This is a genomic window from Aureimonas sp. Leaf427 (assembly GCF_001425485.1).
GTDB lineage: Bacteria > Pseudomonadota > Alphaproteobacteria > Rhizobiales > Rhizobiaceae > Plantimonas.
The window spans coordinates 472787-489854 of sequence record NZ_LMQW01000001.1 but is presented as its reverse complement, the minus strand read 5'-3'; the positions used below and the strand labels follow the sequence as shown (position 1 = coordinate 489854).

Genomic DNA, 17068 nt, shown 5'->3' with positions numbered 1-17068 from the left:
CCCGTCGTCAGGCCCGCACCGGAAGGTTTGAGCGATGAAGTCCCAATCTGCACGCCGCACCATGATCAGGGCCGCCATGGCGGCGCCCTATCTCCAGCGCGAGGAAGAGTACGAACTGGCGGTGAAGTGGAAGGAAGAGAAGGACCAGGAGGCGCTCCACAAGATCACCTCCGCGCATATGCGCCTCGTCATCTCCATGGCCTCGAAGTTCCGCCATTTCGGCCTCGCGATGAACGATCTCATCCAGGAAGGCCATGTCGGTCTGCTCGAAGCCGCCGCCCGTTTCGAGCCGGAGCGGGAGGTTCGCTTCTCCACCTATGCCACGTGGTGGATCAGAGCGTCGATCCAGGACTACATCCTGCGCAACTGGTCGATCGTGCGCGGCGGCACGTCCTCGGCGCAGAAGGCGCTCTTCTTCAACCTCCGCCGGCTCCGCGCCCGGCTGAGCCAGGGCTCCGACAGCCTGTCCGGCACGGCCATGTATCGCGAGATCGCGACAGCGCTGAAGGTTTCGGAGGGCGACGTCGCGCTGATGGACTCCCGCCTTTCCGGCCCTGATTCCTCGCTCAACGCGCCGCTGATCGAGGACGAGTCCGGCTCGGCCGACCGGCAGGACTTCCTCGTCGCCAAGGACCCGCTGCCCGACGAGATGGTCTCGACCTCGATCGACGACGAGCGCCGCGTGACCTGGCTGAAATCGGCGCTGACGGTTCTCTCCGAGCGCGAGCTGAAGATCATCCGCGAGCGCCGGCTTCAGGACGACGGCGCGACGCTGGAGGCCCTCGGCTCCAAGCTCGGCATTTCCAAGGAGCGCGTTCGCCAGATCGAGACCCGCGCCATGGAAAAGCTGCGCACCGCGCTTCTCCAAGCCAATCCGGATCAGGCGGCTTATCTGAGCTGAAACCTGCCCATGGCGGAAGACGATGAAAAGGCTGGGCTCGCGCCCGGCCTTTTTGCTGTGAGGTGCGAGGTCGAATGCCCGTCCTGGGGAAAGCGCCGCGTGGCGTTCGATTTCTCCCGTCGCTCGGAACCGGAAGGCGCCGCGCCGTGGAGGCTCTACTCGCCGATGATCTTGTAGCGCTCGCCGGCCTGCAGCGGCGTCGTGGGCCCCAGCTCGTTCAGGAGCTGGAACATTTCGAGCTTGCGGTCGACGCCGGTCATGCGGTTGGCGAGACTCTGCGGCGTGTCGCCGGCGGCGGCCGTCAGGATGCGGATGCGCAGGGGCTTCAGCGATTCCTTCTCCGCGGGGCTGAGGAGGCGGAAGGAATTGGCGACCGTTCCCGCGATCTGCCCGACGCTCGCGTCCGATGCGGCGGGGAGGGCGGTGAGGAAGCGGTAGACCTGATCGCCGACGCGGATGACCGTGACGTCGAAGACGTATTCTCCACCGGCCGCGCGGGCCGAGACGGCTTCGAGGCCCGATATGCGCAGCTCGCGGATGCTGCCGACGTCGAGCCCGCCGATCCAGCCGGACTTGATGTAGTCGACGAGGCCGGAATTCTGGGCGAGCGCCACGCCGTCGAAGCGGATGGCGGTGTCGCCGGGGCCGGTTGCGAGGACCGCTTCCGCCGTGTTGTCGATCACGAAGCCCTGCGGCACCTGGAAGGTGATGCCGAGGCCGGGATGGTAGAAGGACCGGTTGCGGACATAGCCCTCGACGGCGCTGTCGCCGAAGAGCATGCCGTCGATGCCCGAAAGATAGCGGTCGCGGTCGCGAAGGCCCGTGCCGTTCATGCCGAACTCGCGCGCGTGCCGCTCGGCCAGTTCAACGCGCTGGGGCGCGGCGGGATGCGAGGCAAGGAAGTCGAGATCGGGATTGTCGGCCTGGAAGGCCGCGCGGAAATGCGAATAGCTGTCCATCGCCCGCAGGAAGCGCGAGGCGGCGAAGGCGTCGTAGCCCGCGCGCCCGGTCTGGCGGATGCCGAGCGCATCGGCCTGGAGTTCCTGGTTGCGCGAGAAGCTGGCGAGGCTGAGGCGCCCGCGCGCGAGCGCCGCGCGCCCGGCGGCGTCGCTGGACAGGACCTCGCTGACGACGCGCCCGGCGATCTCCGCGGCTTCCTCGCGCTTCTGCCGCTCGATGCCGTGATTGGCGGTGACGTGGCCCATCTCGTGCGCCAGCACGGCCGCGACCTCGGCGGAATCGTTGGCGAGCGCGAGAAGGCCGCGCGTCACGTAGAGATAACCGCCGGGCAAGGCGAAGGCGTTGACGTTCGGCGAGTTGAGGACGGTGATGCGATAGATCCGGTTCGGATCGTCCGTCACGGCGGCGAGCCGCCCGACGATGCCGGCCAGCGTCTGCTCGAGCTTAGGGTCCGAATAGGCGCCGCCATAGGCCGCGAGAATCTTCGGGTGCTGCGAGCGGCCGATCGAGGATTGCGGATCGGCCTTCTGGAGATTCTCGAAGGTGATCGGCTCGCGCGTCGGCCCCGGCATGTAGCCGGCCTTCAGCGCCTCGGAATCGGCGGCCTCCTGCAGGCCGGATTCGATCGTCGTGCAGGCGCCGAGCAGCATCAGGGACAGGCCGAGCGCCGTCCCCCGCGCCAGGAGCCGCGCGATCGATCCCATCCGTCCTGCCGAGGAGAGAGCCGCCATGTCGATCTTCGATCCCTGCGCCTGCCGCGCGCGCTGGTCCACTCTTCCGGAAGAAGCGGACCTTCGATTCCAAGGGCATGCCCCATCAGCCGGCCTGTTAGAGGCTGTTATGAACCTTGGACAGGTGTTGTGCCGCTCGTGTTTGGTCGCGGGGTAGGAGCCCGATGTAGCCGGTAGCGGGGCTACCGGCAAAGAGGGCGACGCACATCCGCGGCCAAACACGAACGGCCCTTCGGGTCGTGTGAGCGACGTCATCCGGGGCGTCGGCCAGAACAGACAAGACGGACAGTCTTGCCTGTTCTACCCTCCTACCGGTCTGAACGTCGCTGACACGACACAACGCCTGTCCAAGGTCCATAACAGCCTCTATCGTCAAATGGGGCGCCGGCGAAAGCCTCGCCAGGACACAGTGCCGAAGCTTTTTGCATCGCGGCAAGTCGGGCCGGTCATCCTAAGTGTCACTACCGGCAAAACCCGCCGGAATTGGGATTATACCGACGAGCCCTTGAATTGACCTGTTTCGTGGGCCTTGGCGGTCTTTCGGGTAGGAGCCGTGCGCCGGGCGTGCCGGGGGCACGTCCAAGCGCGGCGACGCACTCCGAAAGTCCGCCAAGGTCCACCCGCAGGGCCGGGCTTGCCTCCCCATCGCCCTCCTCGTCCACGACGAAGGCCGCTCCGGCGAAACAGGTCGATTCAAGGGCTCGTCGGTATTAGAGCCCCAGATAGGCGCGAAGGGCGGGATCGGCCGGATCGTCCAGCATGGCGGCGGGGCCGATGGCGGCGATGCGGCCCTTGTCGAGGAAGGCGACGCGGTCGGCATGGCGGCGGGCATCCTCTGGATTGTGGGTGACGAGGACGATCGTCATCGGAGCCGGCGCCCTTGCCGCCTTCAGGCTTGCCAGAAGCGCCAGCATGTTCCGGCGAAGGGCGGGGCCGAGCGCGGCGAAGGGCTCGTCGAGAAGGAGCAGCGGGCGCTCGCGCAGGAAGGCGCGGGCGAGCGCCACGCGCTGCCGCTCGCCGCCGGACATCTCGGCCGGGCGCCGCGCGCCGAAGCCTTCGAGCCCGACCGCCGCGAGGGACGCCTCCACCCGGTCCCGATCCCCGTCGGAGAGGCGCCGGCGGGAGGTGATGCCGAGGGCGACGTTCTGGAAGACGTCGAGATGGGGAAAGAGGTTGTTGTCCTGAAAGACCATGCTGAGCCGGCGCTCGGCCGGCGCGCTCTGCGTGCGGTCGATGCCGTCGATCAGGATGCGGCCGGCATCGGGGGCGAGAAAGCCGGCGACGAGATCGAGCAGCGTCGACTTGCCGGCGCCGCTCGGGCCGATCACCGCCAGCCATTCGCCGGGCGAGACGCTGAGGTCGAAGATCATCTCCTCGGCACCGAACCGGGTGGCGACGCCGTCGAGATGGAGAGCGGGCGCGGTCATCGGGCGATCCTCGGGGCGGCGATCCGTCGGGCGAAGAGGCGCTCGGCGGCGACGACGAGCAGAAGCGTGCCGAGGCCGAGGAGAAGTGCCAGACCCGCGGCGTCGGCGGTTCGATAGCTGCCGAGGCGCTGGTAGAGGAGGAGGGGCAGCGTCACCAGATCCTCGTTGCCGAAGATCGTGACGACGCCGAGATCGCCGAGCGACAGAGCCAGCGCATAGGCGAAGGCGAGGCCGAGCGGCGCGCGGAGGGCCGGACCCTCAACGAGGCGCAGGCGCGCGAGGCCGGCAAGGCCGAGATGGGCCGCCAGCCGGCCATGCCGGTCGCCGGCCTCCGCCAAGGCGGGTCCGAGAATGCGCGTGACGAAGGGCATGGCCATCATCGCATTGGCCGTGACGATGACGGCGGGGGCGAGCGCGAAGGCATCGGCGACAGCGCGAAGGGCGAGGAACCACCCCGCGCCGAGCACGATGGGCGGCACGACGAGGACGAGGCTGCCGGAAAGATCGAAGACCGCGCGAAAGCCGCGCCGCGCCGGACGCGGGTCCGAGCGCAGCGCCTCGCCCGCCAGAAGCAGCCCGGCCGACAGGAGGAGGGAGAGGCCGGCGGAGGCGAGCGCGATGGCAAGGCTGGTCGCCGCCGCCTCGTGCACGGCCCGCTCGGCGACGAGGCGCGGCAGGTCGGCGGCAAGGCCGCGCCAGATCACGGCGGCGAAGGGTGCGATGACGAAGGTGCCGCCGAGGAGGCAGACGAGCCCGGAAAGGACCGCCATGGGGCACGAGCGCCGGTCGTAGCGGCGGGCGGTGCGGCCAAGGCCCGCGAAGGCATCGGCCGCGCCGCGAAGCCGCAGGATGGTGGCGAGGACGAGGAGCGTCAGGGCGATCTGGGCGAGGCCGAGAAGGGCGGCCCGCGCGGGATCGAAATCGGCGCGGAGAGCCTGGTAGATCTCGACCTGGAGCGTCGTCGCGCCCGGCCCGCCGCCGAGGACGAGAACGAGGGTGAAGCTCGTCATGCAGAGCATGAAGATCAGACTCGCGGCGCCGGGCACGGCGCGGAGCACCGCCGGCGCCTCCACGATGCGCCAGGTCGCGAGAGGGCCGAGCGACATCTGGCCGGCCAGTTTCCAGCTTTCCGCCGGCACCTCGTCGAGGGCGGAGAGGACGAGGCGCGCGGCGAGCGGCATGTTGAAGAACGTGTGCGCCAGGAGAATGCCGGACAGGCCGTAGACATCCAGCCGGCCGAGGCCGACCGAGACGAGCGCCTCCGAAACGAGGCCGCTTCGGCCCCAGACCGCGAGGATCGCGAGCGCGCCGACGAGGACGGGCAAAGCCTGCGTCAGAATCAGAAGGCGGACGAGGAGGGCGCGGCCGGGAAAGCGCGTTCGGTGGAGGGCGAGAGCGAAGAGACAGCCGAAGCCGAGCGAGAGAAGCGTCGAGAGGGCCGCCTGCTCCAGCGTGAAGAGGACGACGCCCCGCAGATAGGCGTCGGAGGCGAGCGCGCTAAAGCCTGTGCCGCCGCCGGCATAGGCGAAGAGCGCGGCGAAGGCGCCTCCGACCAGCCCGGCGAGAAGCGCGAGCACGGCAAGGCCGAAACCGAGGCGCCAGCCCCGGTCCGGCATGGTGTTTCGGCGCCGCGCCATGGATCAGCGGCCGAGCGCGGCGCGCCACTCCTCGGTCCAGGCCTTGCGGTTCGCCGCGACCTCCTCGGCGGGGATCGCGAGGGGTTTCGTCGGCTGCACCATGCGCGCGAAGACCTCGGGCAGCGGCGTCGCCGGCTCGGTCACGGGCAGCGCCCAGTTCGTCGTCGGCAGGAGGGCCTGGACCTCGGGCGAGACGAGATAGGCGAGGAAGTCGGCGCCGAGGCCTGGCTGCTTGGAGGAAGCGATCCGGCCGGCGAGTTCGAGCTGGAGGTAGTGCCCTTCCGAGAAGGCAGCCGCCTGATATCGCTCGGTCTTTTCCTCGATGATGTGATAAGCGGGCGAGGTCGTGTAGGAGAGGACGATCGGGGTCTCGCCCGAGGTGAAGAGGCCATAGGCCTCGCTCCAGCCGGGCGTCACCGTCAGGATGCGCTTCGAGAGCGTCGCCCATTTCTCGGCGGCCCCGTCGCCGTAGATCGCCTTCATCCAGAGCAGGAAGCCGAGGCCGGGCGTCGAGGAGCGGGGGTCCTCGATGACGATCTTCTGCTCGGGATCGCCGTTGACGAGATCCTCGAGGCTGGCGGGCGGGTTCTTCACCGTCTCGGTGTCGTAGACGAAGGCGAGATAGGAATAGTCGAAGGGCACGAACGTGTCGTCGGCAAAGTCGCCGGGCACCTTCAGGGCGGAGAGATCGGTGCCGCTCGGCGCGAAGAAGCCGCTGGCCTTGGCCTCCGGCACCAGTTCGGCGGTGAGGCCGAGGGCGATGTCGGCCTTGGTTGCCGCGCCCTCCAGCTTCAGCCGGTTGAGGATCGCGACGCCGTCGCCGAGCCCGACCCATTGCAGATCGCAGCCGCAGGTCTTCTCGAAGCCGGCCTCGATCTTCGGCCCCGGCCCCCATTCGGCGACGAAGCTGTCATAGGTGAAGACGGTGAGGACGGGCTTGGTGGGCTCCTGTGCCAGCGCCGTGCCGCCCATGAGGAGGGCTGCGGCGAGCGCCAGAGGGGCGGCGTCGAGAGTGGGGGACACGGCGGCTTCCTTCGCGGGCGGCGGCTGTCGCATCGGGCTGAACGGCGGCCGACCGCACGACGAAGACCCGCGCGGACCGCTCCCCATCCCTCCGCCGGTACGAGCCGGATCAGGTTCGTCGGGTTGGCGATGATCCTCGCCTCTCAGCCCGAATGGGCACCCCGTGTGAGCAAGGACGATCCTAATGCGGCTCCGGGCCGCCTGCAAGCACCGGCCCGGCCGACGTTGCGGCAGCGCGAGGCCTCGGTTAGAGGCAGGGTCGATCCGAAGGTCCGCAACCGCTTCCAGGCCCGCCGCATGAGCCGCTTCACCGTCCTTCTCGCGGGCACGATCCGCCCGACGCCCGCCTTGCGCGACGAGGTCGCGGGAACGCGCGTCGTCGCGGCGGACCGGGGCATGCGCCATGCCGCCCCGCTCGGCCTTTCGCCGGAGCTTTGGATCGGCGACTTCGATTCCGCCGGCGCCGACCTTCAGGCGCTCCACCCGGACGTGCCGCGCGAGACCTTTCCCGCCGACAAGGACAAGACGGACGGGGAACTCGCGATCCGAACGGCGCTGGCCCGTGGCGCGACGAGCCTTCTTCTCGTCGGCGCCTGCGGCGGTCCGCGCACCGACCATGCCTTCATGCATCTCGTGCTCGCCATCGGTCTGGCGGAGGAGGGCGTCTCGATCGAGCTCTTCGACGGGGCGGAGCGGGGCGTTCCGCTGGTCGAGGGGCGGCGGACGATCGTGGACGCGGTGCCGGGCGCCGCCTTTTCCATCCTGCGCTTCTCGGACGTCGAAGGGCTTTCCATTTCGGGGGCGAAATGGCCGCTGGAGGGCGTCGATCTGCCGTTCTCCTCCATCCTCACCCAGTCGAACGAGGCGACCGGCCCCGTCGAGGTGACGATCGAAAGGGGCCGCGCGGTGCTGATCGTGCAGGCTGAGGCCGGGCCGGACTGAGCATGTCCTGCCGCAATGCGGCAGTATGGCTCAGTGCATCCGAGCATGCCGAGGGAACCAGTCGGACGGCAAATCAGTCTACGGGATCATTCCCTTCGACAGGACCCGCACGCTTGAGAGACGATCTTCCCGGCGAGGCGCTTGCCCGCACGCGCACCGCGCCGACCCTTCCGCCCGCCTACGCGGCGCTGATCCGGTCCGATCGCGTCAGCCCGCATCTGCGGGACGAACTCCTGAAGCGCGCCCGGCCGGACGATCCGGCGGCCGCTCCGCGCTCGTTGGAGCCGCACCAGTTCGACATTCTCTCCGCGGCGCTCGACAGCATCGTCCCCCAGAACCCCGACGCCTTCATCGATCTCGCCGCACGGCTCGACGCGATGATGGCGGAGGCGACGGGCAATGGCTGGCGCTACGAGGCGCTGCCGGGCGATCCGGATGCCTACAGGGCGGGCTTGGAGACGCTGGGCGATCTGGCGCAGGACCGGTTCGGGCAGGGCTTCGCCGATCTTTCCCCGGAGGAGCGCGACGCGATCCTTCGCGATGTCGAGGCCGGAAAGGCCGGGTTCGAGGACCGCGAGGGGCGCTTCGACGCCGAGCAGATGGTGCTCTGGTTCGAGGAGCTGCGCTCGGACGCCGTTCGCCACTATGTCGCGCATCCCGCGACGATGGCCCGCCTCGGCTATTCCGGCATCGCCAATGGCGGCCATGGCGGCGCGCTCTTCACCGGCTTCGAGAAGGTCGGCATCGGCGAGCGCGAGGATTTCGAGCCGCGCGCGCAGGCCGGAGCGGTCTCGTGAGGCTCGACGCCATGCGCCGCTACAAGGAGAGCGAGATCGTCGACGCCGTCGTGATCGGCACCGGGGCCGGCGGCGCGCCGCTTCTGGCGCGGCTGGCCGAACGCGGGCTCAGCGTCGTCGCGCTGGAGGCGGGGCGCAACCGCGATCCCGAAGCCTATTTCGCCGACGAAGCGCTTTCCTCCGATCTCTACTGGATGAACGAGCGCGTCAGCGGCGGGCGCACGCCCGAAGCCTTCGGCGCCAACAATAGCGGCATCGGCGTCGGCGGCTCCATGCTCCATTGGGGCGCCTTCGTGCCGCGGGCCGATCCGCGCGACATGCGCCTGAAATCGGAGACAGGCGAGGGCGAGGACTGGCCGGTGCGCCACGAGGAGCTCGTGCCCTATTGGCGCGAGGTCGAGGATTTCATCGGCGTGTCCGGCCCCGCCAGCTATCCCTGGGACGCCTCGCGCAACTACCGCCTGCCGCCGGTCAAGCGCAACGCGCCGGCCGAGGCGATGGCGAAGGGCTGCGCCGAGATCGGCGTTCTCGCCGCCGACGCGCCGGTCGCCGTGACCTCCCGCGACTTCGACCAGGAAGGCGGCGCGACGCGCTTCGGCTGCCGGAACTGCGGCTATTGCCACCAGGGCTGCCGCAACGGCTCCAAGGCCTCGATGGACGTGACATTCCTGCCCTATGCCGTCGGCCGGGGAGCGGAAATCCGCCCCGAATGTTTCGCGACCGGCTTCGAGTTCGACGGCGAGGGCCGCATCACGGCCGTCGTCTATCGCCACGAGGACCGCGAGCATCGCCAGCCCTGCCGGGCCGTGTTCCTCTGCGCCGGCGCCATCGAGACGCCCCGGCTCCTCCTCAACCAGGGCGTCGCCAACCGGAACGGGCAGGTCGGTCGCAACTACACCGCCCATGTCGCGACGCAGGTCTGGGGCACGTTCGAGCCGGAAATGCGGATGAACAAGGGCTATCCGTCCTCGCTCATCACCGAGGAGATGGTGCGCCCGAAGGATGCGGACTTCGCGGGCGGTTATCTCGTCCAGAGCCTCGGCGTCGTCGTGCAGACCTTCGCCGATCAGGTGGCGCGCGGGCGCGGGCTCTGGGGCCGGCCCCTCGTCGACTATCTCGACCGCTACAACCATATCGCCGGCATCGGCATCAACGGCGAGGGCCTGCCGTCCAACGACAACCGGATGATGCTGTCGGAGGAAAAGGACGAGTCCGGCCTCTACAAGCCTTTGATCCGCTACAGCTACGGCCCGAACGAGACCGCCATCCGCGACCATGCGGTGCGCTTCATGCGCCGGGTCTGGGAGGCGGCGGGGGCGAGCGACATCTGGGTTCTGGAGCGGACGGCGCACACGATCGGGACCTGCCGAATGGGAACCGATCCCGCGAGCGCGGTGGTCGATCCGACCGGCCGGTCCTTCGAGGTGCCGAACCTCTGGATCTCCGACAACTCGACCTTTCCGAGCTCTCTCTCGGCCAACCCGGCCCTCACCATCATGGCGCTGTCGCTGCGCACCGCCGATGCGTTTCTGGCAGCCTGAGGCGATGATGGACCAGCGCTCCGACGACATCCATACGGCAGCCGACCGCCGCACCCTCGGCTATCTGCCGCTTTCCTCCTATGCCGCGATCGGCGACGGGCGCTCCGTGGCGCTGATCGGCACGGACGGCTCGATCGACTGGTGGTGCGTGCCCAATCTCGACACGCCGCCGATGTTCGACCGGCTGCTCGCCGAAACCTCCGGCGGCTGCTTCCTCCTGACGCCGGACGAGCCCTTCGAGGTCAGCCGCCGCTATCTCGACGGCTCCAACGTGCTGGAGACGACCTATGTCACGATGAGCGGAGCCGCGCGGCTGACGGAGTCGCTGAACAGCGGCACGGCCGGGCGCCTGCCCTGGTGCGAGCTGGCGCGGCGCGTCGAGGGCCTGAGCGGTCGCGTGCGCTTCCGGCTGCAGCTGCGCTTCGGCACGCGGGCCGACACGATCTGCCCCTTCCTGTCGCGCAACGACAATGCGACGACCTTCCACGCCGGCAGCGTCATCGGCATGCTGCGCTACAGCGAGGGCGTCGAGATCGGCGAGGAGGCCGACGACGGCATTCTCGGCGCGATCGAGGTCGGGGCGGGCGAGCGGCAGGTGGTCGCGATCATCGCCGGCGAGGACGAGCCGCTCGTGGCGGAAGCCGCCGAGACCATCGACCGGCGCATCGACACGACCGATGCCGAATGGCGCGAGTGGAGCGGCAACATGCGCTATGACGGGCTGCACCGCCCGCTCGTGCTCCGCTCGGCCCTGGCGCTGAAGCTGCTTCTCTATTCTCCGACCGGCGCCATCGCGGCGGCGGCGACGACCTCGCTGCCCGAGGGCATCGGCGGCACGAAGAACTACGACTACCGCTATGCCTGGATTCGCGACGCCTCCTACACGATCAAGGCCTTCATGCGCATCGGCGCCATGGCCGAGGCGAAGGCGGCCTTCACCTGGCTGATCAAGCGGCTGGACGAGCACGGTGCCAAGGTCTGCTACCGGCTGGACGGCCGGATGCTGGGCGAGATGCGCGAGGTGGATCTGCCGGGCTATCGCGATTCCAGGCCGGTTCTCGCCGGCAACCAGGCCGCCGACCAGCATCAGCACGGCATCTACGGCGACATTCTGGAGACGGCCGCGCGCTTCGTGGCCGCCGGCCATGTGCTCGACCCGAAGAGCGCCGCGACGCTCGCCCGCACCGCAGACGAATGCGCCGAGCGCTGGCGCCAGAAGGACTGCGGCATCTGGGAGCTGGAGGAGCGCGAACATTACACGATGTCGAAGATCTCGGCCTGGCAGGCGCTGGCGCGCGCGGTGGAGCTGGCCGATGGCGGCCATATTCCCGGCACCTCGCGCGAGCGCTGGGCCCGGGCGCGCGATCGGGTCGTCGCCTGGATCGACGAGAACTGCTGGTCGGAGAAGCTCCAGTCCTACGTCTTCTTTCCCGGCTCCACCAAGCTCGACGCCTCGCTGGCTTTGGCCGTGCGCTTCGGCTTCGACGGGCGCGAGCGGCTGGAGAAGACGCTGCGCGCGATCGACAGGGAGCTGCGGCGGGGCGAGCTGCACTATCGCTACAACGGCGTGGAGAAGGACGAGGGCTGCTTCCTCGCCTGCTCGTTCTGGGTCGTCGAGGGCCTTGCCCTTCTCGGCCATCGCGAGGAGGCGTGCGGGCGCTTCGACAGGCTCGTGGCTCTCCTCGATGCCGGAGCCGGCATTCTGCCGGAGATGATGGACCCCGAGGATTTCTCCTTCCTCGGCAACATGCCGCAGGGCCTCACGCATCTCGCCCTGATCCAGACGGCGGCGACGCTTTCGGGGGAGCCGGTGTAGGGAGGGCGTCCGACCGCCAGGAGCTCACGACGGCGCGAGATCGCTGCGATGCAGCATGAATTTCGGCGGCGATGTCGACTTCGCCATGATCGGGGGCTAACGGACGGCCTTCCGATTCAACAAGGGGCGGCGCCGAGCGCGCCGCCGACCGAGCCGATGACGTTGCGCAGCTCTCCCGGCGGCTTCCTCGCCGCCCTCTTTCTCTGCCTCTTCCTCCTCGTCCCGGCGCCCGGCGCCGGGGCGCAGGAGGCCGCGCCCGATCCTCTCGTCGTGCTCGACCAGCAGACGGCCGAACTGAAGGCCATCACCGCGGAGGCCGATCGGGCCGTGACGGCCGACCAGAAGGTGGAGCTGCGCGACCGGGGCATCGTCGTCGGCACGACGGCCAACGCCATGGTGGCCCTGCTCGACCCGCAGCTCGCCGCCATCAACGCCCGCATCGCCGAGCTCGGCGAGCCCTCCGACGGCGAGGCGCCCGACGTGAAGGCGCAGCGCGCCAAGCTGACGGAGGAGCGGGACGGCATCGACAGCGCCATCAAGCGCGGCCGGCTGCTGGCCGCCGATGCCAAGGAGATGATCGACCGGATGATCCGGGAGATCAACGAGGCCTTCAGCCGCGACACGTTCCAGCAGGTGGCCTCGCCTCTGTCGCCCAAGCTCTGGATGGACGCCGCCGACCGCTTTCCCGACGACATGGCGCGGTTCTGGGACTTCATCCACGATCAGGTCCTGCGCATTCCGGGCGAGGCGACGCTGCAGCGCTTCGCCGTGCTCACGGCCAGCCTCGTCCTGGCCGGCCTCCTCCTCGGCCCCGTGCGCCGGCGCCTGCGCCAGCTCGGGCGGAACTTCGCGGTCAATCAGGTCGCGGGCACGCGTGCCCGGCGCTCGGCGCTCGCGGTCTGGTTCGTCTTCGTCGGCACGGCCACCTCCACCGTCGCCTTCATCGCGCTCTTCGTCGCGATGAACTGGGCGAACATCCTGACGACGGGCACGCGCCCCCTGGCGGAAGCCATGACCGTCACCGCCTCGATCGGCGCCTTCATGGTGTCGCTCGGCGCGGGGCTGCTCCTCGTCGGCCAGCCCGCCTGGCGCCTTCTGCCGATCAGCGACGAGGCGGCCCGCAAGCTGCGCTCCTATCCGACGCTCGGCGCGATCCTGACGCTCGCCGGCGTTTTCGTGGTGGAGACCGGCCGCGCCTTCGGCATCAGCCGCGTCGGCGCGATCCTTCTCAACTACGTCGTCGCCTTCACCTATATCGGCCTCATCGTCGCCGTCCTCGTCAGCCTCGGCCGGCTGCGGCGCAGCCATCCCGAGGATGCCGGGCGCGAGCCGAACGCACGCACGACCATAGTGACGCTGGCGACCATCCTCGCCTGGGTCGCCGTCGCCGTCTCGATCGTCGCGGCGCTGCAGGGCTACGTCAATTTCGCGCTCTTCCTCAGCCGCCAGACGATCTGGACGGCGATCGTGGCGGCGACGGCCTATCTGCTCCTCATCGTCGTCGACGATCTCTGCACGACCTTCATCTCGCCGGACAGCCGGCTCGGCCATTCGCTCCATTCCGGGCTCGGCATCCGCCGTTCGCAGGTGGGCCAGCTCGGCGTCGTCATCTCGGCCCTCTTGCGGATCGGCATTCTCGTCCTCGCCGCGCTGCTGCTCTCCGGCCCGCTCGGACCGGGCGCCAGCTCGCTCTTCTACCAGTTCAGCGCCTCGGCCGAGATCACGGTCGGCGGCGTCACGCTCGTGCCCGGCGCGATCCTGAAAGCGGCCGTCGCGCTGATCATCGGCATCACGCTGATGCGCGCCGTGCGCCACTGGCTGGACGAGCGCTTCCTGCCCGCCACCGATCTCGACCAGGGCGCGCGCAACTCGGTCTCGACCATCGTCAGCTATGCCGGCATCATCCTCGCCGGCTTCTGGGCCATGACCGCGCTCGGCATCGGCGTCGAGCGCATCGCGCTCGTCGTCTCCGCCCTCTCGGTCGGCATCGGCTTCGGCCTCCAGGCGATCACGCAGAACTTCATCTCGGGGCTGATCCTGCTGGCCGAACGGCCCGTGAAGATCGGCGACACTGTGCGGATCGGCACGGACGAGGGCGACGTGAAGCGCATCAGCGTGCGCTCGACCGAGATCCAGATCGCGGACCGCTCGACGCTGATCGTCCCGAATTCCGAGCTGATCACCAAGTCGATCCGCAACATGACGCTGGCCAACCCGCTCGGCCGCATCCAGATCCAGTTCGCGGCCCCGCTCGACGTCGACGTGGCGGCGGTGAAGGCGATGCTGATGGAGGTCTATGCCGAGCACAATGCCGTGCTCTCGGAGCCGGCGCCCTCGGTCTTCATCGACGGGATCGAGGGCGGGCAGGTCGCCTTCAAGTCCTTCGCCTTCGTCTCGGGCCCGCGCGCGGTCTACAGCGCGCGCAGCGCGGTGCTCTTCGCGCTCCTGGAGCGGCTGCGCAAGGACGGCATCCAGCTGGTCGCGCCGGCCTGACGCCGCCCGAAAGGGAGATCAGGCGCCGGCGCGGGTGACGCGGATCGTGCCGTCCGCCGTCGCCTCGGCGCGCAGGTCGCCATAGCCGGGCGTCGTCGGATGGCCGGTCTCCACGGGATGGGTGTGGGTCGCGGTGATGACGAGCACCGAGGCGCCCGCCGCCTCGCCCGCCGCGATGCCGGCCAGGGCGTCCTCGCAGACGAGGCAGTTCTCGGCGCGGAAGCCGAGGCGCTCGGCGGCCAGCTGGAAGCAGTCCGGCGCGGGCTTGCCGCGCGAGACGTCATCGGCGGTGACGACGACGGCCGGCGGCGTCACGCCGGCGACGAAAAGCCGGCGCTCGGCCAGAGCGCGGGGCGCCGAGGTCACGATCGCCCAGCGGTCGGCGGGCAGGCTGGCGAGGAAGGCGAGAACGCCCTCGATCGGCACGACGCCGCCGGTATCGGCGATCTCGTCCGCGAGAATCTGCGCGGCTTCGACCGCCGGATCGACGCCGGGAAGCGCCAGGCGGCCGATCGTGTCGATCGCGCGCATGCCGTGGAGCTTGGGCATCAGCGTCTCCATGTCGAGACCGTGCCGGCGACCCCAGGCGAACCAGACGCGCTCGGTCGCCTCGATGGACGACAGGAGCGTCCCGTCCATGTCGAAGAGGATCGCGTCGAAGGTCGTCTCGCCGAAGGGGAGGGCGCTGGTGCGCGTCATGGCCGGTTCCTCGATGGGGGCCGTGCGGCACGGCTGGGCTTAAAGCGATCTCTTGGCCGCTTCGCGCCGAGGGCGCAAGGCTGGGCGCCGATCGGTCTTCCCGCCTCGCTCGTCGGTATCAGTCGTCCGGCTGGAACTCCTTGGGCAGTTCGCCGTGGCGGGCGTGGATCACGGGTTCCTCCACGACCTCTCCGGTGTCGAGGTCGATCGTCTGGGAAAGCGCGACGACGCCGGCCATGCGCGCCGCATCCCGCTCGGCCCGCGCGATCGCCTCCTCGGCCGTCTTGAACTCCATGGCGCGCCCGGCGACGAGCTTCTTGCCCATGCGCTCGAACTGCTGGACGATGTGAAGCACCTTATCGGCCATCGCGTGTCGTCTCCCCGTCGGCAGGCCCCCGACCCAGGCATATCCGGGTGGCGGGGTGACGTCCCTCGTCGGGGCCGTCGGTATCAGACGTTCGGGCCGATGTCGCCGAGCGGGGCGCCGAATTCGCAGGTGAAGCCGCCTTCGTCATAGGCGAGGCGCACGGTGCCGCCGGCGGTGCCGCCGAGCCCGCGCTCGATCAGCCGCGTGCCGAAGCCCTTGCGCGTCGGCGGAGCGACGGCGGGGCCGCCATCCTCGCGCCAGACCAGCGTGAAGACGCCCTCCGTCTCCGACGTCGCCTCCGTCGCCCAGGTGACGCGCACCTTGCCGTCCGGCACCGAGAGCGCCCCGTATTTGGCCGCGTTGGTCGCCAGCTCGTGCAGGATCAGCGCCATGGACAGCGCGACGGGCGCGGTCATCTTCAGCGGCGGGCCTTGCGCGGCGATGCGGCCCTGGCCGTCGTCGTGCAGCGACAGCGCGCCGTCGATCACGGCCGCGACCTCGGCATTCTGCGTCTCGCCGGAAAACAGGACGTCGTGGGCGCGGCCGAGTGCCTGGAGACGCTCGGTGAGGGCGGAACGGGCGGTGGCGAGATCGGGAGCGTTGCGCAGCGTCTGGGTGACGATGGCCTGGACCATGGCCTCGTTGTTCTTCAGCCGGTGCCCGAGCTCGCGGTGGAGAAGGCGGCGCTGCTCCTCGGCCCGCAGGCGCGCGATCGCCGATTGCGCGCGGTCGGCGACGTTGCGCACGAAGGCGATTTCCGCGTCGTTCCAGGCATGGGGCCGGTCGTGATGGACGAAGACCACGAAGACGAAGCGCCCGTGCTCGATGATCGGGAGATTGACGAGGACGCGGATGCCGATCGCGGCGAGGGCCTCGGCGGTCCCGGCCGTGCGCGGATCGCTCGCGACGTCGGGAATGATCACCGCCTCGCCGCGCTTCAGATCGTCGATGAAGGAGCCGTAGTCCCGGAACCGATGGAGGCCGGCGAGACTGGCGACGCCCGGCGCGCGCCAGTCCGGCTGTATGAGCACGGTCTCGCGCACGGGATCGACGACGCCGAAACCGGCCCGCGTCGCATGGAGCGCCCGTGCCATGACCTCGGCCGCGATATAGGCGATCTCGCCGACATCCTCGACGTCGCGCAGGGCGTCGCCGAGGTCCACGAGGGCGCTCTTTCGCGCGTCGCTCGCCTTGCGGCCGGAAATGTCGAGCGCGATGCCGGTGCAGCGCACAGGGCGCCCCGCCGCATCGTGCTCGCAGCGTCCATGCCCGTAGACCCAGATGACGGTGCCGCTCCGATCGACGATCCGCAGCTCGTGGTTGAAGCTTCCGCCCGCCGCCAGCGCCGCTTCGATATCGGCGGCGACGCGGGCGCGGTCGTCCGGGTGGACGGCGCCCGAATAGGCCGAGCGGGGCAGGCCCATCGCCGCACGGTCGGGATCGATGCCGAAGATGCGCGCGAAACTGGGGCTCGACTTGCAGAGATCGGCCGGAACGTTCCAGTCCCACCAGCCGATGGCGCCTGCGGCCTCGAGCGCGAGGTCGAGACGCTCTTCGGCCAGACGCGTGCGGTCGTGCGCCACCGTCCCGCCGGCGCCGTCCGAAAGATCCGGCGCGTTCCGCGTTTCGGGCCGCGTTTCGGGATCGCCGCGCAGGAGCCCGCGCAGGCGTCTCACCTCCGCTTCGAGCCCGTCCCGCGATAAGGTCTGAAGGTCGATCGTCACCGGCCAGAAT

General features: G+C 69.7%; 13 protein-coding genes and 1 riboswitch. Of the genes, 6 read left to right on the top strand and 7 right to left on the bottom strand.

The genetic code is table 11. The features are described 5' to 3' along the window. The first annotated feature begins 34 nt into the window (after nucleotides 1-34). Nucleotides 35-901 carry an RNA polymerase factor sigma-32 gene (locus tag ASG62_RS02095; protein ID WP_056694285.1) on the top strand — a complete coding sequence of 289 codons (867 nt, stop codon included), beginning with the start codon at nucleotides 35-37 and terminating at the stop codon, nucleotides 899-901. A 155-nt stretch (nucleotides 902-1056) separates the two neighbouring features. Here the strand turns inward: ASG62_RS02095 and ASG62_RS02090 are convergent, their stop codons facing one another. The 4 genes from ASG62_RS02090 to thiB form a co-directional block, all read right to left on the bottom strand. Beyond that, nucleotides 1057-2565 carry a M48 family metalloprotease gene (locus ASG62_RS02090; protein ID WP_056694945.1) on the bottom strand — a complete coding sequence of 503 codons (1509 nt, stop codon included), beginning with the start codon at nucleotides 2563-2565 and terminating at the stop codon, nucleotides 1057-1059. A gap of 737 nt (nucleotides 2566-3302) precedes the next feature. After that, entirely contained in the window at nucleotides 3303-4019 is a 717-nt protein-coding gene (locus ASG62_RS02085) for an ATP-binding cassette domain-containing protein (protein ID WP_056694287.1), read from the bottom strand. Further along, entirely contained in the window at nucleotides 4016-5656 is a 1641-nt protein-coding gene (locus ASG62_RS02080; RefSeq protein WP_056694288.1) for a thiamine/thiamine pyrophosphate ABC transporter permease ThiP, read from the bottom strand. Before ASG62_RS02080 ends, ASG62_RS02085 begins: the two co-directional genes overlap by 4 nt. 3 nt (nucleotides 5657-5659) lie before the next feature. Next, a complete protein-coding gene (gene thiB, locus ASG62_RS02075; protein WP_156381932.1) occupies nucleotides 5660-6628 on the bottom strand; it encodes a thiamine ABC transporter substrate binding subunit in 969 nt (322 codons plus the stop codon). Nucleotides 6629-6748: 120 nt separating this feature from the next. After that, nucleotides 6749-6853: riboswitch (TPP riboswitch) on the bottom strand. A gap of 123 nt (nucleotides 6854-6976) precedes the next feature. Between thiB and ASG62_RS02070 the strand changes: the two genes are divergently transcribed. The 5 genes from ASG62_RS02070 to ASG62_RS02050 all read left to right on the top strand — a co-directional run bounded on the left by ASG62_RS02070 (nucleotide 6977) and on the right by ASG62_RS02050 (nucleotide 14268). Next, on the top strand, nucleotides 6977-7621 hold the full coding sequence (locus tag ASG62_RS02070; protein ID WP_056694291.1) for a thiamine diphosphokinase: 645 nt from the start codon (nucleotides 6977-6979) through the stop codon (nucleotides 7619-7621). Between the two features lie 113 nt (nucleotides 7622-7734). Next, complete coding sequence (locus ASG62_RS02065; protein ID WP_056694293.1) at nucleotides 7735-8418, top strand: gluconate 2-dehydrogenase subunit 3 family protein; 684 nt, start codon at nucleotides 7735-7737, stop codon at nucleotides 8416-8418. Beyond that, nucleotides 8415-9959 carry a GMC family oxidoreductase gene (locus tag ASG62_RS02060; protein ID WP_200944680.1) on the top strand — a complete coding sequence of 515 codons (1545 nt, stop codon included), beginning with the start codon at nucleotides 8415-8417 and terminating at the stop codon, nucleotides 9957-9959. Before ASG62_RS02065 ends, ASG62_RS02060 begins: the two co-directional genes overlap by 4 nt. Before the next feature lie 4 nt (nucleotides 9960-9963). Then, entirely contained in the window at nucleotides 9964-11775 is a 1812-nt protein-coding gene (locus tag ASG62_RS02055; RefSeq protein WP_056694296.1) for a glycoside hydrolase family 15 protein, read from the top strand. A 156-nt stretch (nucleotides 11776-11931) separates the two neighbouring features. Beyond that, nucleotides 11932-14268, top strand: coding sequence for a DUF3772 domain-containing protein (locus ASG62_RS02050; protein WP_056694298.1), 2337 nt, complete (start codon nucleotides 11932-11934; stop codon nucleotides 14266-14268). Between the two features lie 18 nt (nucleotides 14269-14286). Here the strand turns inward: ASG62_RS02050 and ASG62_RS02045 are convergent, their stop codons facing one another. The 3 genes from ASG62_RS02045 to ASG62_RS02035 form a co-directional block, all read right to left on the bottom strand. Further along, nucleotides 14287-14967, bottom strand: a complete 681-nt coding sequence (locus ASG62_RS02045) for an HAD-IA family hydrolase (RefSeq protein ID WP_056694300.1) — start codon at nucleotides 14965-14967, stop codon at nucleotides 14287-14289. Between the two features lie 118 nt (nucleotides 14968-15085). Beyond that, nucleotides 15086-15334 carry a hypothetical protein gene (locus ASG62_RS02040; protein WP_056694301.1) on the bottom strand — a complete coding sequence of 83 codons (249 nt, stop codon included), beginning with the start codon at nucleotides 15332-15334 and terminating at the stop codon, nucleotides 15086-15088. 83 nt (nucleotides 15335-15417) lie between these two features. Beyond that, entirely contained in the window at nucleotides 15418-17058 is a 1641-nt protein-coding gene (locus ASG62_RS02035) for an HWE histidine kinase domain-containing protein (protein ID WP_056694303.1), read from the bottom strand. Nucleotides 17059-17068 lie beyond the last annotated feature (10 nt).